The sequence below is a fragment of the Pseudomonas sp. CJQ_9 genome (genome assembly GCF_043106615.1).
Classification (GTDB): Bacteria; Pseudomonadota; Gammaproteobacteria; order Pseudomonadales; family Pseudomonadaceae; genus Aquipseudomonas; species Aquipseudomonas juntendi.
Genome location: NZ_JBICMS010000013.1, coordinates 39377 through 52687 on the forward strand (window position 1 = coordinate 39377; position 13311 = coordinate 52687).

General features: G+C 61.3%; 12 protein-coding genes, 2 tRNA genes and 1 pseudogene. 4 read left to right on the forward strand and 11 right to left on the reverse strand.

Annotated elements, in window-relative coordinates; all coding sequences use genetic code 11:
• The first annotated feature begins 122 nt into the window (after positions 1–122).
• Positions 123–2420, forward strand: a complete 2298-nt coding sequence (locus tag ACF8SD_RS02275) for a TonB-dependent siderophore receptor (RefSeq protein WP_173887292.1) — start codon at positions 123–125, stop codon at positions 2418–2420.
• A 189-nt stretch (positions 2421–2609) separates the two neighbouring features.
• Here the strand turns inward: ACF8SD_RS02275 and ACF8SD_RS02280 are convergent.
• Positions 2610–2975: pseudogene (locus ACF8SD_RS02280) on the reverse strand (hypothetical protein); the annotation flags it as partial.
• A 224-nt stretch (positions 2976–3199) separates the two neighbouring features.
• Between ACF8SD_RS02280 and ACF8SD_RS02285 the strand changes: the two are divergent.
• Positions 3200–3550 carry a type II toxin-antitoxin system RelE/ParE family toxin gene (locus tag ACF8SD_RS02285; RefSeq protein WP_054912525.1) on the forward strand — a complete coding sequence of 117 codons (351 nt, stop codon included), beginning with the start codon at positions 3200–3202 and terminating at the stop codon, positions 3548–3550.
• On the opposite strand, the gene ACF8SD_RS02290 is transcribed toward ACF8SD_RS02285, so the two are convergent.
• From ACF8SD_RS02290 to ACF8SD_RS02300, 3 genes are all read right to left on the reverse strand, one after another.
• Positions 3547–3870, reverse strand: coding sequence for a helix-turn-helix domain-containing protein (locus ACF8SD_RS02290; protein WP_392484436.1), 324 nt, complete (start codon positions 3868–3870; stop codon positions 3547–3549). The two genes, ACF8SD_RS02285 and ACF8SD_RS02290, sit on opposite strands and share 4 nt — an antisense overlap.
• A 586-nt stretch (positions 3871–4456) precedes the next feature.
• Positions 4457–4532 (reverse strand) — tRNA-Thr (locus ACF8SD_RS02295).
• A 98-nt stretch (positions 4533–4630) separates the two neighbouring features.
• Positions 4631–4879, reverse strand: a complete 249-nt coding sequence (locus ACF8SD_RS02300) for a hypothetical protein (protein WP_173887297.1) — start codon at positions 4877–4879, stop codon at positions 4631–4633.
• Between the two features lie 499 nt (positions 4880–5378).
• Here ACF8SD_RS02300 and ACF8SD_RS02305 point away from each other — a divergent pair, with 499 nt between their 5' ends.
• The gene (locus ACF8SD_RS02305; RefSeq protein ID WP_029885296.1) at positions 5379–5654 is read left to right on the forward strand and encodes a DUF3077 domain-containing protein; all 276 of its coding nucleotides are present in this window, start codon (positions 5379–5381) and stop codon (positions 5652–5654) included.
• A gap of 230 nt (positions 5655–5884) precedes the next feature.
• Here ACF8SD_RS02305 and ACF8SD_RS02310 read toward each other — a convergent pair whose 3' ends face one another.
• The 5 genes from ACF8SD_RS02310 to ACF8SD_RS02330 form a co-directional block, all read right to left on the reverse strand.
• Positions 5885–7090, reverse strand: a complete 1206-nt coding sequence (locus ACF8SD_RS02310) for a methyltransferase (RefSeq protein WP_392484437.1) — start codon at positions 7088–7090, stop codon at positions 5885–5887.
• A 128-nt stretch (positions 7091–7218) separates the two neighbouring features.
• Positions 7219–7908: an ABC transporter permease gene (locus tag ACF8SD_RS02315; protein ID WP_009682869.1), complete on the reverse strand. Its 690-nt coding sequence runs from the start codon at positions 7906–7908 to the stop codon at positions 7219–7221.
• Positions 7908–8600, reverse strand: coding sequence for an ABC transporter permease (locus tag ACF8SD_RS02320; RefSeq protein ID WP_009682870.1), 693 nt, complete (start codon positions 8598–8600; stop codon positions 7908–7910). Before ACF8SD_RS02320 ends, ACF8SD_RS02315 begins: the two co-directional genes overlap by 1 nt.
• Before the next feature lie 54 nt (positions 8601–8654).
• Positions 8655–9407 (reverse strand): ABC transporter substrate-binding protein, encoded by a 753-nt coding sequence (locus ACF8SD_RS02325; protein ID WP_009682871.1) that lies wholly within the window; start codon positions 9405–9407, stop codon positions 8655–8657.
• Between the two features lie 11 nt (positions 9408–9418).
• Positions 9419–10192, reverse strand: a complete 774-nt coding sequence (locus ACF8SD_RS02330; protein ID WP_009682872.1) for an ABC transporter ATP-binding protein — start codon at positions 10190–10192, stop codon at positions 9419–9421.
• Positions 10193–10833: 641 nt separating this feature from the next.
• Between ACF8SD_RS02330 and gabP the strand changes: the two genes are divergently transcribed.
• A complete protein-coding gene (gabP, locus tag ACF8SD_RS02335) occupies positions 10834–12219 on the forward strand; it encodes a GABA permease (RefSeq protein ID WP_029887657.1) in 1386 nt (461 codons plus the stop codon).
• A gap of 338 nt (positions 12220–12557) precedes the next feature.
• On the opposite strand, the gene ACF8SD_RS02340 is transcribed toward gabP, so the two are convergent.
• Positions 12558–12998, reverse strand: a complete 441-nt coding sequence (locus ACF8SD_RS02340; protein ID WP_009682874.1) for a hypothetical protein — start codon at positions 12996–12998, stop codon at positions 12558–12560.
• A 184-nt stretch (positions 12999–13182) separates the two neighbouring features.
• A tRNA-Phe gene (locus tag ACF8SD_RS02345) sits at positions 13183–13258 on the reverse strand.
• Between the last annotated feature and the right edge of the window lie 53 nt (positions 13259–13311).

Below are 13311 nucleotides of genomic sequence, written 5' to 3' on the forward strand. Positions count from 1 at the left end.
GGTGAGGCCCAGGGGCGCTCATTACATTCAATTACATCCCCGTACATGTCGGGTCTGGCGCCGGGAGGGCCGATCCCTAGAATCCTAACAAAAAATCATCTGCAAATACGAAGCCTTCCCAAATGAATCCCTACAGCATTTCGAACGCGCTCCCCCCCACCCTTGCAAGCGGCAACCGCCTCAAGCCACTGGCGTTCTGCATTGCCGTGGCTATCAGCGGTGGTGCCATGGCCGCCGACAGCCAACCCCTGGAGCTGGACGCCACGCAAATCGAAGACAGCGCGCTGCTGCCCACCGACGCTGCAGGCCAGCTGGGTTACACCGTCGAGAGCACCCGCAGCTCCACCGGCCTGAACCTGACGCCACGGCAGACCCCGCAGTCAGTCACCACCATCACCCGCCAGCAGATGGAAGACCGCGGCATCCACACCATCGAACAGGCGCTGGAAACCACACCAGGGGTAACAGCCAACAAGTCCGAAGTGGGCGGGCGTACCGACTACCGCGCCCGTGGCTATTCGATCAGCAACTGGAAGGTCGATGGCCTGCAGACCCAGGGCGGTTCTGACTTCAGCGGCAGCGGCAATGCCCTGAACATGGACCTGTACGAGCGCATCGACATCGTGCGCGGTGCCAACGGCCTGCTTGGCGGCACCGGTGACCCATCGGCCACCGTCAACCTGATCCGCAAGGCGCCGACCAAGACCTTTGGCGGTAGCGCCTACGCCACCTACGGCAGCTGGGACAAACGCCGCCTGGGTGCCGACCTCAACCTGCCGCTCTCCGAGGACGGGCGCCTGCGCTCGCGTTTCGTGATGACCCAGCAGGACGCCAATTCGTTCCGCGACAACCAGTCCGACCGCTCCCGCGCGGCGCTGGCCAATTTCGAGTTCGACCTGGACGACGCCACCACCCTCGGTGCCGGCTACCAGTACGAGTACAACAAGGTGGTGGGTGGCGGCTGGGGCGCGAACATTCCGCTGTGGTACCGCGACGGCAGCAAGACCGACCTGCCACGCAGCACCAACGTGGTGCCCAGTTGGAGCTTTGGCGAGTACACCACGCGCACCGCTTTCGGCTCGCTGCAGCACCGCTTCGACAATGACTGGACGCTGGACCTGAAGGCATCCCAGGCCACCACCGAAGCCCTCAACCACCGCGGCCTGGCCAAGGTCAACTCGGCAGGGCGCGGCACCTATGGCGGCTACTGGGACCAGGATGGCAGCGGCGCCGTACTGAACGGCCTGCACAGCTCCACCGACACCACCCAGCAGTCGGCGCAGATCGACCTGTCTGGCCCATTCCAGCTGTTCGGCCGCACCCACCAGGCCATGGTGGGCTATAACGACAGCCGCACCGTGGGTTGGTCCCCGCAGTACACCTGCACCATGGTGGGCGACGGCATGGCCAGTGCACCGGCGCTGGGTTGCCAGTTCCGCGCCAACAACGGCTTCCCGGTGAGCGATTGGCACAACGGCGTGGACGACGACTACGACCTCATCGCCTCGCGCACCGGCCTGCACAGCAAGACCACCACGCGCTTGCAAGGCATGTACGCCGCTACCCGCCTGAGCATTACCGACCCTTTGTCGGTGATTGTCGGCGTGCGCACCAGCAACTACGCGTCGGTGACCCGTAGCGTGGCCGGCGAGCGCAGCAGCCAGGAAGAGAACGGCATCGTCACCCCATACCTGGGCGCGGTGTACGACCTCAACGACACCTACTCGCTGTACGCCAGCTACACCGACATCTTCACCCCGCAAACATCGGAAACCGTGAGCGGCAGTAAAGTCGAGCCGATTCGTGGGCAAAGCTATGAAACGGGTATCAAGGGTGAATGGTTCGACGGCCGCCTGAACGCCTCGGCAGCCTACTTCCGCACCAAGCAGGAAAACAAAGCCGTGCTCGATGGCGACCTGACCACCCCGACCGGTGCCAGCGCCTACAAGGCCGGCTCAGGTGTGGAAACCGACGGTATCGACCTGGAAGTGGCAGGCGCGTTGACGCCTGAATGGAACGTATACGCCGGCTACACCTACCTGCACTTCCGCCGTGTCGACAGCGACGGCCGCAGCGACCCGTCGCACCTGTTCAAAGCCTCCACCACCTATCGCCTGAGCGGCCCGCTCGACCGCCTGACCGTAGGTGCCGGTGTAACAGCCCAGAGCAACATCCGCGCTATTTCCAGCCCCGCAGGCCAGCCGGTCAACGGCGTGAGCAGCGGTGCAACCGATGTGAACTGGTCGGGTTATGCCATCTGGAACGCCATGGCCAAGTACCAGGTAACCGATGCCACCAGCGTTACCCTCAACGCCAACAACCTGTTCGACAAGCACTACTACACCCAGTACGGGTTCTATGCCGGCGGCATCTACGGCGACCCGCGCAACCTGTCGCTGACGGTAAGCACTGCCTTCTGATATGTAGGGGCGGCCTTGCGTCGCAGCCCTACGAGTTGCGCTGTCGCGCAGAGAACACAACTCGTAAGCGCGACGCGGCCGGTGTGGGAGCGGGCGCGCCCGCGAAGAATCCAACGCGGTGGCTGGCACCGGCTGCGCCGGTGTTCGCGGGCGCGCCCGCTCCCACAAGGGCCCTGCTAAATCCACCAGTTACATCGGGCGAGTTGGGCGGGGCTCTGGGGCGTGGGCTGGAAACAAAAAGGCCCACCTTTCGGTGAGCCTTTTGAGTACTGCATAAGCATGTAGCGTCACATGGGCCTCGCGGTTCGCCTCCAGAAACCGGCTCCACCAGGTCATGATCATCCGGCGCTCTTCGAGAAACTCGGCCTTGTGGGTATAAGCGGCCCGCACGTTGTTGCGTTCCTTGTGGCTCATCTGCCGTTCGATGGCCGTCTCTGACCACAGCCCGTACTCGACCAGCGCACTGCACGCCATGGCTCGGAACCCGTGGCCGCAGATATCCACTTAGGTGTAGTAACCCAACGCCCCGTATGCCGCATTCACCCGGTTCGCAGAATCGTTTTCACAGTTTGGCATCCTCTACGAACGCCACATTCAGGCCACCTCAAGTTGCCGAGTTAGAGATCGAACCCGTCGCAGCAGGTAGGACGCAACACGATATTTCAAGCTTAAACCGCGCAACATTTCTATTCCCACCAACTGCAAGCGACTGCGCTAAGTTCCCCACCCTCTGGCAATGATGCCGCCCCCAAGCTCACTATCTCGCCGTGGATAGACCATTGAAAAAATTTGCGTTTGTAAGTGCAGCCGCGGAGCGTGAGTACAAAGAACTGCCCAAGGACGTTCAGGACGATTTCGGCAAGGACCTGCGGCGCATTCAGTATGGCCAGGACCCTGTTCGGCCGTTCAAGTCATTGACGGAATCAGTAGGGGCGGGGGCGATCGAGCTCATCATAAACGGCAGCCCGGCATTCCGATGCGTGTATGTGGCCAAGTTCGCGGACATGGTCGTTGTGCTGCATTCGTTCGTAAAAACGACCAACAGGTCCGACCGGCACGCGATGCAGGTCGCCCAAGAGCGAATGAAGGAGCTCAAGCACGAGTTGCGCAAAATGGGGTACAGGGTTTAGCTGCCCGGCGCTTGGGTGATCACGATCTGGGGAGATGAACTGCCATCGTTTGTGGGAAGCGTCAGGCTGGTACGAAAGCCAAGCTTGTCGAGCATATCCATCATGGCGTCCAGGGTGAATTTCTCGATTTTGCCATTCGCCAACTCCGATACCCGAGACTGGGTTACGTTCAGCCTGGCGGCCGCCTCGTGTTGTTTGAGGCCCGTTTTTTTGATGCAGTCGGTAATGAAGATGGAAAGGTCCATTTTCAAGGCCATTTTGCTGGCCGTTTCTGCATCGTGGGTGGCGTGGAAGGGGCTTTCGTGGAATTGAAGCGGCATGGGCTTGCCTCAGCAGAAATATCTAAAATTTACGATAAAATCTTAGGTGGGCTCGATGGGCAAGTCAAAGCGTTTGTGTTTGGGGGCTTTTCTTGATGGTCAGAGAATGCGCCACTTGAGATTGCTGGGGATGCTGCGCAGCCCATCGCGAGGCAAGGCTCCTGCATTGGTCCACGCGACGGAGCGGGTTCACCCGCGAAGGGGCCGGGCCTGCTGGCGTGATTTCCTGGGTATTCACCGTGGCAGCCACCACCGCATTCGCGGCTGAAGCCGCTCCTACATCGTGCGAGTTGGGCAGGGCTCAGGGGCGAGGGCTGTAAACAAAAAAGGCCCACCTTTTGGTGGTCGGTGGTCGGTGGTCGGTGGTCGGCACATATCTGCGGCTCGACACCGCCCGACGTAGGAGCGGGTTCACCCGCGAAGGGGCCGGGCCTGCTGGCGAGATTTCCTGGGTATTCACCGTTGCAGCCACCACCGCATTCGCGGCTGAAGCCGCTCCTACATCGTGCGAGTTGGGCAGGGCTCAGGGGCGAGGGCTGGAAACAAAAAAGGCCCACCTTTCGGTGAGCCTTTTGAGTACTGCGTATGGTGCCGGCACCAGGAATCGAACCCGGGACCTACTGATTACAAGTCAGTTGCTCTACCATCTGAGCTATACCGGCAATGGGGCGTCATTATAGCGATCGGTTGGCGCCTGTAAACCACTTCGTTGCGATTGTTCGCAAAAGAGCTAAGTCACCGACCCAAAAGAAGAAATTTCTTACCAGCCGCGGTGCAGCGTGGTGACGCTTGGCTCGCTTTTACCTGGGTTGAAAAACAGCTTGTCGTTGTCGCAGCCGCGCTTGCGGCAGGGGCTTTCGGTGCGCATGGGCAGGCCGTTGTCACCGCCCAGCTGCATGCCGGGGTGGTTCCAGCCCAGGTTGTCGTTGGGGTGGGACGCTGGGTGTTGGGAGCAGGCGGTCAGGGCCAGGGCGAAGCTGAGCAGGGCGAGGGGCTTGGTTAGCGGCATGGGTGGGTCCAATGTCGAATCTGGCGCAATGCCAGAAGATCGCAGGGCCGCAGGGCAGCGCGCGATTCACTTTTTAATGATTTGGGGCGCGGATGATACACCGATGTGGGTGGATTTAGCATGGAATTGCCTGGCAGGGCCTCTTCGCGGGTGAACCCGCTCCTACACTTATCGATTAGCCTGCAGGTACGAAAATTCTGAACCTGAGACCTGAAGGCTTCAGGATCTGTAGGCTTCAGACGTATCCTACGCGCGCCGCCGAAGTATCGCTGTTGTCGGGGAAATGGCTCACGGATAACGTTTCCGGGTCGCTCAGGCGACCGGGTGTGAGAACCCTGCTTCGAATAATGCGCTACCCCTTTATGGCGGCCGTACGTGGGCAGACTTCGGTCTGGCCGGGCTTCCTTATTCGACCGGTTTCTCACCCCGCGTACGGCTGCCACCTGAAATCCGTGAGAAAGATTTTTGGCAGTCCCTTTTCCCCGAATAAGGTTTTGCCATGAAGAAAGAAATTACTGACCCCATCACCACCGCAGGCGTAGAAACCTTCCTCCCCGCCGGCAACCCCTCCCTCAATCTGCTCCGCGTCGAGCCCGGTATCCCGGTCGATGCCGCCTATGAGCATGTCTCCATCCTGATGGGCTACATCAAGCACTTGGTCCGTGAGGGCGATATGGAAGACGACCATAAATTCCTGGGTGCTGCCGATTACCTGTGCGACATGGCCAAGGCGCTGATGAACGATATCGAGATCGCCAAGAACAAGGCGCACTAGGGCCCCGCAAACGCTCCCTGTGCTAACCACAAGAAATGTTTATGCACAAGTGGCATTCGCAGCTTTAGCGAAAGCCATGCCGCATCGCTACACCGCTTGTCTTTGCGCAAATGCCTGTTTTTGCTGGGCTGCAGGTGCGCGGCGGAATAAGCCAAGCGTTTGAAATAGCGCTTGGCTCCAACAGGTAATCACAAGCTTGTTCACAGAGTTATCCACAGGTTGTGCTGCGGCTAACGGTCGCGTTCAGCGAGGATCAGCAGGTTGCGTGGGGTCAGTGGATAGTCGCAGAAACGCCCCAGCCGCACTTCGAAACCCTGCTCTTTCAGGAAGAGGGCGCGATCGAGCACCAGCCACAGCTCTAACGGCCGGCGGAACAGGTTACGCACCCGCTCCAGGTTGCGTACCTCGGCGAGGCGTTGCCAGCCTGCGGCTTCCAGCGCTGGCCAATCAGGGTTGCCGCTTAGCGGCAGGTTTTTGAGCTGCGCCAGGTCACGGCAGTAGTGCTCGAAGGGCTTCTCCAGCCAGGCCACTGGCAGGGAAGGTGTGGGCAGGTATTGGTCATGTTGCCGTTGCTGGCGTTGCAGCAAGTCGAAACCGAGGCGGCGGGCCATGGAGGCGTCGCGCTGGCGCCGTACGCGGGCGCCAGCGGTCACGGTTTCGCTCAGGGGCAGGCCAAGGTCGTCCAGCGACAGTTGCAGACGGGAGGCTTGTGCGGCTGTGGATAACGCCTGGTACTGCTGCTGCGCGATCCGGTTGTAGCAGCACGGCGCCACGGCCAGTTGCCGGCAACCTTGCTGGCTGGCCAGCTGCAACAGGCGTACATGCAGGTCGCCACAGGCGTGCAGGGCAACCACGCTTCGTGCACCATCAAGGTGGCGGGCGCTGTCGCCGGCCATCACGTCCTGGTGTACGTGCACGGCTGGCAGGTGATGATGCGCACTCAGGGCTTGGCCAGCGGCGACCAGCTCGGCATCGTATTCCAGGCAGGTCAGTTGCTGGCCGGGTTGCAGCAGGCGGCGGCCGAGGTGGCCTTTGCCCGAGCACCAGTCCAGCCAGTGGCGGGGCTGGTTGCGGAAGGCCAGGTGGCTGGCGAAGGCTTCGATCTGCTGCCACTTGCGGCCGGGGACTGCTACGTCCAAGCGGTGGGCGGCGGGGGGCAGGTCGGTTGCTGGGAGGTTGCCCACGGCGGATAGCTTTTCTGCTTGCCGGGCCAGTTGAGGGAACGGGGCCGGCAACACATCGGCAGCGTCGGGATGTTCTGCATCTGCCAGGGACGATTTGCGCAGGTGGGCGGCCAGCTCGGGGTGTGAGGTTTCCCAGTCCAGTTGCAGGGTGGTGAAGGGGCGCGGTTTCCACAGCTGTTGGTGCTCGATCAGGAACTGGTCGAGGGCCTGGAAGCGGGTGCTTAGCTGGTCGCTGTGGAGGTAGTTGGCCATGGGTAGATGTGTGTAGGTTTTAAGGGCCTCTTCGCGGGCACGCCCGCTCCCACAAGTACAGCGCCAGCCTTGAATATGGCGCTATACCTTGTGGGAGCGGGCGTGCCCGCGAAGCAGTCAGTGAGCGATCAACGGCCCTGGCTGGCATCCACGCGCAGCCAGCGCTCCAGCAGCTTGAAGCCCTGCACCAGCAAGAACGAGATCGCCAGGTAGAACACCCCGGCCGCGAAGAATATCTCCACTGGCAGGTAGGTGCGCGCGATGATGGTGCGGGCCATGCCGGTCAGTTCCAGCAGGGTCACGGTACTGGCCAGGGCACTGGCCTTGAGCATCAGGATCACTTCGTTGCTATACGCCGGCAGGCCGATGCGCGCGGCGCGCGGCAGCATGATGTAGAACAGCGTTTTGCCCCGCGACATGCCCAGCGCCCGTGCCGCCTCGATCTCGCCCTTGGGTATCGATTGCAGGGCGCCACGCAGGATCTCGGCAATATAGGCCGCCGTGTGCAGGGTCATGGTCAGCACCGTGCACCAGAACGGATCGCGCAGGTACGGCCACAGCGCGCTGGAACGCACGGCATCGAACTGCGCCAGGCCGTAGTACACCAGGAACAGCTGTACCAGCAGCGGCGTGCCACGGAAGAAGAAGATATAGCTGAACGGCACTGCGCGCACATACCAGTGGCGCGAGGAACGGGCGATGCCCAGCGGGATGGCCAGGATCAACCCGGCAACCACCGCAATGGCCACCAGCTCCAACGTCAGCACGGCGCCTTCAGCCAGGCGTGGCAGCCATTTGAAGATGACTTCCCAGTTCATTATTCGGCCCTCGCAAAGCCGCGAGCGGCGCGTTTTTCCAGGAAGTACATGCCGGTCATGGCGATTACCGTCAAGCTCAGGTAGATGCAGGCCGCGACCATGTAGAAGGTGAACGGTGCCTTGGTCACGGTCACGCCGATTTGCGCGTGGCGCATGATTTCTTCCAGGCCGATCACCGACACCAGTGCGGTGTCTTTCATCAGGATCATGAACAGGTTGCCCAGGCCGGGCAGGGCGATGCGCCACATTTGCGGCAGAATGATCCGCGACAGGATGCGGCCCTTGGACAGGCCCAGCGCCAGGCCGGCTTCACGGTGGCCCTTGGGGATCGCCAGGATCGCCCCGCGGAACACTTCGGTGGCGTAGGCGCCGAAGCACAGACCCAGGGCAATCACCCCCGCAGCAAAAGCGCTGAGCTCAAGGCCGGGCATGTTCAGGGCTTCGCCGAGGGTGTTCATCAGCCCGACGGTGCCGAAATAGATAAGCAGTACCCACAGCAGCTCGGGCACGCCGCGCACCAGGGTCGAGTAGAAACCGCCAAGCCATTGCAGCGGCTTGATCGAAGAGGTCTTGGCCAGGGCGCCAAGCAGGCCCAAAACCAGGCCCAGCAGCAAGGCGCATAGCGCCAGTTTTACGGTCATCAGGGTGCCGGCCATCATGGCCGGACCGAATCCGTGCAGGTCGATATTCATGGGCAGGTCATTCTAGGGACTTGCGCGCCCCAGGGGGCGCGCAGTCAGGGCGGATCATTCGATGCTGAACGGGAAGTACTTGTCGTTGATCTTCTTGTACGTGCCGTCGGCCTTGATTTCTGCCAGGGCCTTGTTCAGGTTGTCGCGCAGCTGGGTGTCACCCTTGCGCACGGCAATGCCGATCTTGTCGCTGTCCATCACCGGCTCGCCCTTGAATTCGAAGTTGGAGCCGTCTTTGCTTTTCAGCCACTCGTACTGCACGTACTTGTCGGCCAGGATGCCGTCGATGCGGCCGGACACCAGGTCCAGGTAGGCGTTTTCCTGGGTGTCGTAGAGTTTGACGTCTACGCCCGGGTAGTTGTCTTCAAGGTAGGTGCCGGCCAGGGTGGCGCGCTGGGTGCCGATGACCTTGCCCTTGAGCGAGGCCTTGTCGGTCTTGAAGTCGACGTTCTTCGGTGCGATGAACTGCAGCTTGTTGGAGTAGTACGGGTCGGTGAAATCGACAGCCTGCTTGCGCTCGTCGGTAATCGACAACGACGACACCAGGAAGTCGAACTTCTTGGCGTTGAGGGCCGGAATGATGCCGTCCCAGTCGGAGGTCACGACCGAGCACTCGACCTTCATCTTGGCGCACAGGGCGTCGCCGATGTCCTTGTCGAAGCCGACCACATTACCGCTGGCATCCTTGTTGTTGAACGGTGGGTAGGCGGCTTCGATACCCATGCGCAGTTTTTCTGCGGCCATGGCGTTCGCCGACATCACCAGCGTGGCAGCAGCTGCCAGGAGAAACTTCTTGTAGGTGTGCATGTATTGCTCCGTTAGCGGTGGCTGGACATGAATTGCTTGCAACGCGCCGAGGTCGGGTTTTCGAAGACCTGTTGCGGCGATCCCTGCTCTTCTACCAGGCCCTGGTGCAGGAAGACGACTTCACTGGACACATGGCGGGCGAAGCTCATCTCGTGCGTCACCAGCAGCATGGTACGGCCTTCTTCGGCCAGTGCGCGGATAACGTTAAGCACTTCCTGGACCATTTCCGGATCGAGCGCCGAGGTTGGCTCGTCGAACAGGATGACCTTGGGCTTCATGGCCAGGGTACGGGCAATGGCGGCGCGCTGTTGCTGGCCACCGGAAAGCTGGGCAGGGTAGCTGTGGCGTTTGTCGTAGATGCCGACCTTGTTCAGCAGCGCTTCGGCGGCTTCTACAGCCTCGGCCTTGCTTTGGCCGAGTACACGGCGTGGCGCCTCGATGATGTTGTCGAGGATCGACATGTGCGGCCACAGGTTGAAATTCTGGAAGACAAAGCCGATTTCGCTGCGCAGGCGGTTGATCTGGCGATTGTCGGCGGCGATCAGGTCGCCGTTTTTGGCGGCCTTGAGCTTGAGGCTTTCGCCAGCGACCAGGATTTCGCCCTGGTGCGGGTTTTCGAGCAGGTTGATGCAGCGCAGCAGGGTGGACTTGCCGGAGCCTGACGACCCCAGGATGGAGATCACGTCACCGTCGCGAGCGGTCAGCGAAATACCCTTGAGAATTTCCTGCTCGCCGTAGCGTTTGTGCAGATTGCGGATTTCCAGCGCGGGCGTGGCCTGAGCCATGTGCGGTCCTCATGTGTACGGGTGCGTTCCCAGCTGTTGGCGGCCTTCCTGGCGTGCGCCAAGCTAGCATAGCGGCATTATGACGGCCAACAGGGTCGCCGGGGACTGTAGGCGCTGGTGGGGCAGTTTGTCGCATCGCTACAGCGTAACGTCGCGCAGATGTCTGCGAAGGTGTCGCCCGGCACCAGTGCCTTGATGAAAAAAGGCGCGATGGTGCCAGCTTTGGCCAGCTCATGGAAGCGGTTTTAGACCATTCGCCGGTAAACCCGACGTTCCACGTTGCGCGCCCCTCGCCGCAGCGGGTTTGACCGCGAAGACCCATCCGGCATTTCTGGTTGTACCTGGCGGTTGCACTTTTTTGCATTGCAGCGGTGCACGGGTGTTACCGAGGGGCACCTTTGGTGCGTTTGTAAGTGGGTATTTCAGTAATCTGCCTTATTAACGGCCTTTTGGTCACTTACTGGCCGAATGCCCTCCAAACAGAGTCCTGCAAGGCCCTGCGAGCATTCTGACGAATGCAGTGCGCACCTGGCGCGCTTATTGCCAGCAGGAAACCGCCGATTGCAGCGACGCCTAGTCCAACCCCAGGCGCGCTCCGTAACCGCAGTCGGAGTGGTCCACTCCTTACAAAGGTAGTTTCAATGAGCGGTAACAATTCCAATGACCTCGCTCAGGGGCTCAAACAACGGCATGTGACCATGCTGTCCATCGCTGGCGTCATCGGTGCCGGCCTGTTCGTAGGCTCTGGCCATGCCATCGCGGCCGCCGGCCCGGCCGTGCTGCTGGCCTACGCCGCCGCCGGTACGCTGGTGGTGCTGGTAATGCGCATGCTGGGTGAAATGGCGGTCGCCTCGCCTGACACCGGTTCGTTCTCTACTTATGCCGACCGTGCCATCGGGCGCTGGGCCGGCTTCACCATTGGCTGGCTGTATTGGTGGTTCTGGGTGCTGGTGATCCCGCTTGAGGCCAACGCCGCTGCGGCCATTCTGCATGCCTGGTTCCCGGCTGTAGACCTGTGGGCCTTCTCCCTGGTCATCACCCTGGCGCTGACCCTGACCAACCTGTGCAGCGTAAAGAACTACGGTGAGTTCGAGTTCTGGTTCGCCCTGTTGAAAGTGCTGGCGATCATCGGGTTCATTGCTGTGGGTTGCGCGGCCATGTTCGGTTTTGTGCCCAATAGCCAGGTCAGCGGTGCCAGCCACCTTTTCGATACCCAGGGCTTCATGCCGAACGGCCTGGGTGCCGTGCTGGCGGCCATGCTCACCACCATGTTCTCGTTCATGGGTACGGAAATCGTCACTATCGCCGCTGCCGAATCGAAAGACCCAGGCAAGCAGATCAGCCGCGCGACCAATTCGGTGATCTGGCGTATCTGCCTGTTCTACCTGGTGTCGATCTTCCTGGTGGTGGCTCTGGTGCCGTGGAACGACCCGGCGCTGGCCGAAACCGGCTCCTACCAGACTGTGCTCAGCCGCATCGGCGTGCCGAATGCCAAGCTGATCGTCGACATCGTGGTGCTGGTTGCGGTGACCAGCTGCCTGAACTCGGCGCTGTACACCTCTTCGCGCATGCTGTTCTCGCTGAGCAAGCGCGGTGATGCCCCGGCTGTTGCCCAGCGCACCACCAAGGCCGCTACCCCGCATGTGGCGGTATTGCTGTCCACGGCTGCGGCGTTCCTGTGCGTGTTCGCCAACTTCGTGGCCCCGGCCCAGGTGTTCGAGTTCCTGCTGGCAAGTTCAGGTGCCATTGCGCTGCTGGTGTACTTGGTGATTGCCGTGTCGCAACTGCGCATGCGCGCACAGCGTGAGGCCCGTGGTGAGAAGATCACCTTCAAGATGTGGCTGTTCCCGGGCCTGACTTGGGCGACCATTGCCTTCATCGTGGCGATTCTGGTGGTGATGGCCCTGCGCGAGGACCACCGTGCCGAGATTATCGCAACGGCGCTGCTGAGCATTGGTGTGGTGGCGGCTGGCTTGCTGGTGCACCGCAAGCGTGAAGCTGCCGGGCGGGTGGCGCTGGATAACTGATCCACGCTGGCTGCACTGAAAAGGCCGCGCCCTGAGGGGGGTGCGGCCTTTTTTGTTGCCTGTGCCGGCCCTTTCGCGGGCATGCCCGCTCCCACAGGGTTGGCGTTGCCCTCGGGCTTGTGCTTGACCTGTGGGAGCGGGCGAGCCCGCGAAGAGGCCGGTACAGGCTATATGGCCCTGTCAACCAAACTGTTTTTGCTGCTGCTTGGCCACCAGCTCGGACGCGCCCTTTCGCGGGCATGCCCGCTCCGACAGGGGGGGCGTGGCCCTCGGGCTTGTGCTTGACCTGTGGGAGCGGGCGAGCCCGCGAAGAGGCCGGTACAGGCTACATGACCCTGTCAACCAAACTGTTTTTGCTGCTGCTTGGCCACCAGCTCGGAGGCCGCGACATAGGCCGCCTGGAACTCATCGCTCTCCAGCCAGGCCATGGTCGCCTCTTCATCGGCGCCGTCGAGCCACGCGCGGTAGGCGGTGAACACCAGCACGATATAGTCAGTGGCGTGCTCTTCCTTGTGCCCCTTGAGCACCAGCGCCAGAAGCGGGTCAACCAGGAATACCGAAATCATCGGCACCAAGCCGCCGCTCTCCTGTGCTTCCTTCATCTTGGTGAACATGGCGTCGTAGCTGCCCGACTCCATCGCCTTGTTGTACACCTGCTCGACGCTGGCGCTGTCACCGGCACTGGCCTTGACCGCCTGCCCGCTGCGTACCATGCGGTTCTGCTTGGCCTTGCTGGCGGCACGCTTGGCGCGTTTTTGTTGCTTGGTAGGGGTGGCCATGAGGGCTTGAATCCTTGGGTGTGTCTGGAAAGTGCGCGTATTGAAGCGCAGTTGCCCAGGAAACCCAAGCACCGGAGAGCGAAGAGGCCCCGCGGCTGAGAAATGCCAGGCAACAAAAAACCCGCACTAGGCGGGTTTCTTGTTGTCGCTTCGGGTAACTTTGCAACCACCAGAAGCTTGAAGGTGGTGCCCAGAGACGGAGTCGAACCGCCGACACGAGGATTTTCAATCCTCTGCTCTACCGACTGAGCTATCTGGGCGACGAGGTGAATTAAATAGATTTTCTCCCGGGCCGTCAACGACTTTTTCAAAA

Bases quoted from the DNA above. Each gene is read 5' to 3' on its own strand.
- ACF8SD_RS02315 (WP_009682869.1), bottom strand. From the start codon at position 7,908: ATGAACTGGGAAGTCATCTTCAAATGGCTGCCACGCCTGGCTGAAGGC.
- ACF8SD_RS02340 (WP_009682874.1), bottom strand. From the start codon at position 12,998: ATGGCCACCCCTACCAAGCAACAAAAACGCGCCAAGCGTGCCGCCAGC.
- gabP (WP_029887657.1), top strand. From the start codon at position 10,834: ATGAGCGGTAACAATTCCAATGACCTCGCTCAGGGGCTCAAACAACGG.
- ACF8SD_RS02305 (WP_029885296.1), top strand. From the start codon at position 5,379: ATGAAGAAAGAAATTACTGACCCCATCACCACCGCAGGCGTAGAAACC.
- ACF8SD_RS02300 (WP_173887297.1), bottom strand. From the start codon at position 4,879: ATGCCGCTAACCAAGCCCCTCGCCCTGCTCAGCTTCGCCCTGGCCCTG.
- ACF8SD_RS02320 (WP_009682870.1), bottom strand. From the start codon at position 8,600: ATGAATATCGACCTGCACGGATTCGGTCCGGCCATGATGGCCGGCACC.
- ACF8SD_RS02290 (WP_392484436.1), bottom strand. From the start codon at position 3,870: ATGCCGCTTCAATTCCACGAAAGCCCCTTCCACGCCACCCACGATGCA.
- ACF8SD_RS02275 (WP_173887292.1), top strand. From the start codon at position 123: ATGAATCCCTACAGCATTTCGAACGCGCTCCCCCCCACCCTTGCAAGC.
- ACF8SD_RS02310 (WP_392484437.1), bottom strand. From the start codon at position 7,090: ATGGCCAACTACCTCCACAGCGACCAGCTAAGCACCCGCTTCCAGGCC.
- ACF8SD_RS02330 (WP_009682872.1), bottom strand. From the start codon at position 10,192: ATGGCTCAGGCCACGCCCGCGCTGGAAATCCGCAATCTGCACAAACGC.
- ACF8SD_RS02325 (WP_009682871.1), bottom strand. From the start codon at position 9,407: ATGCACACCTACAAGAAGTTTCTCCTGGCAGCTGCTGCCACGCTGGTG.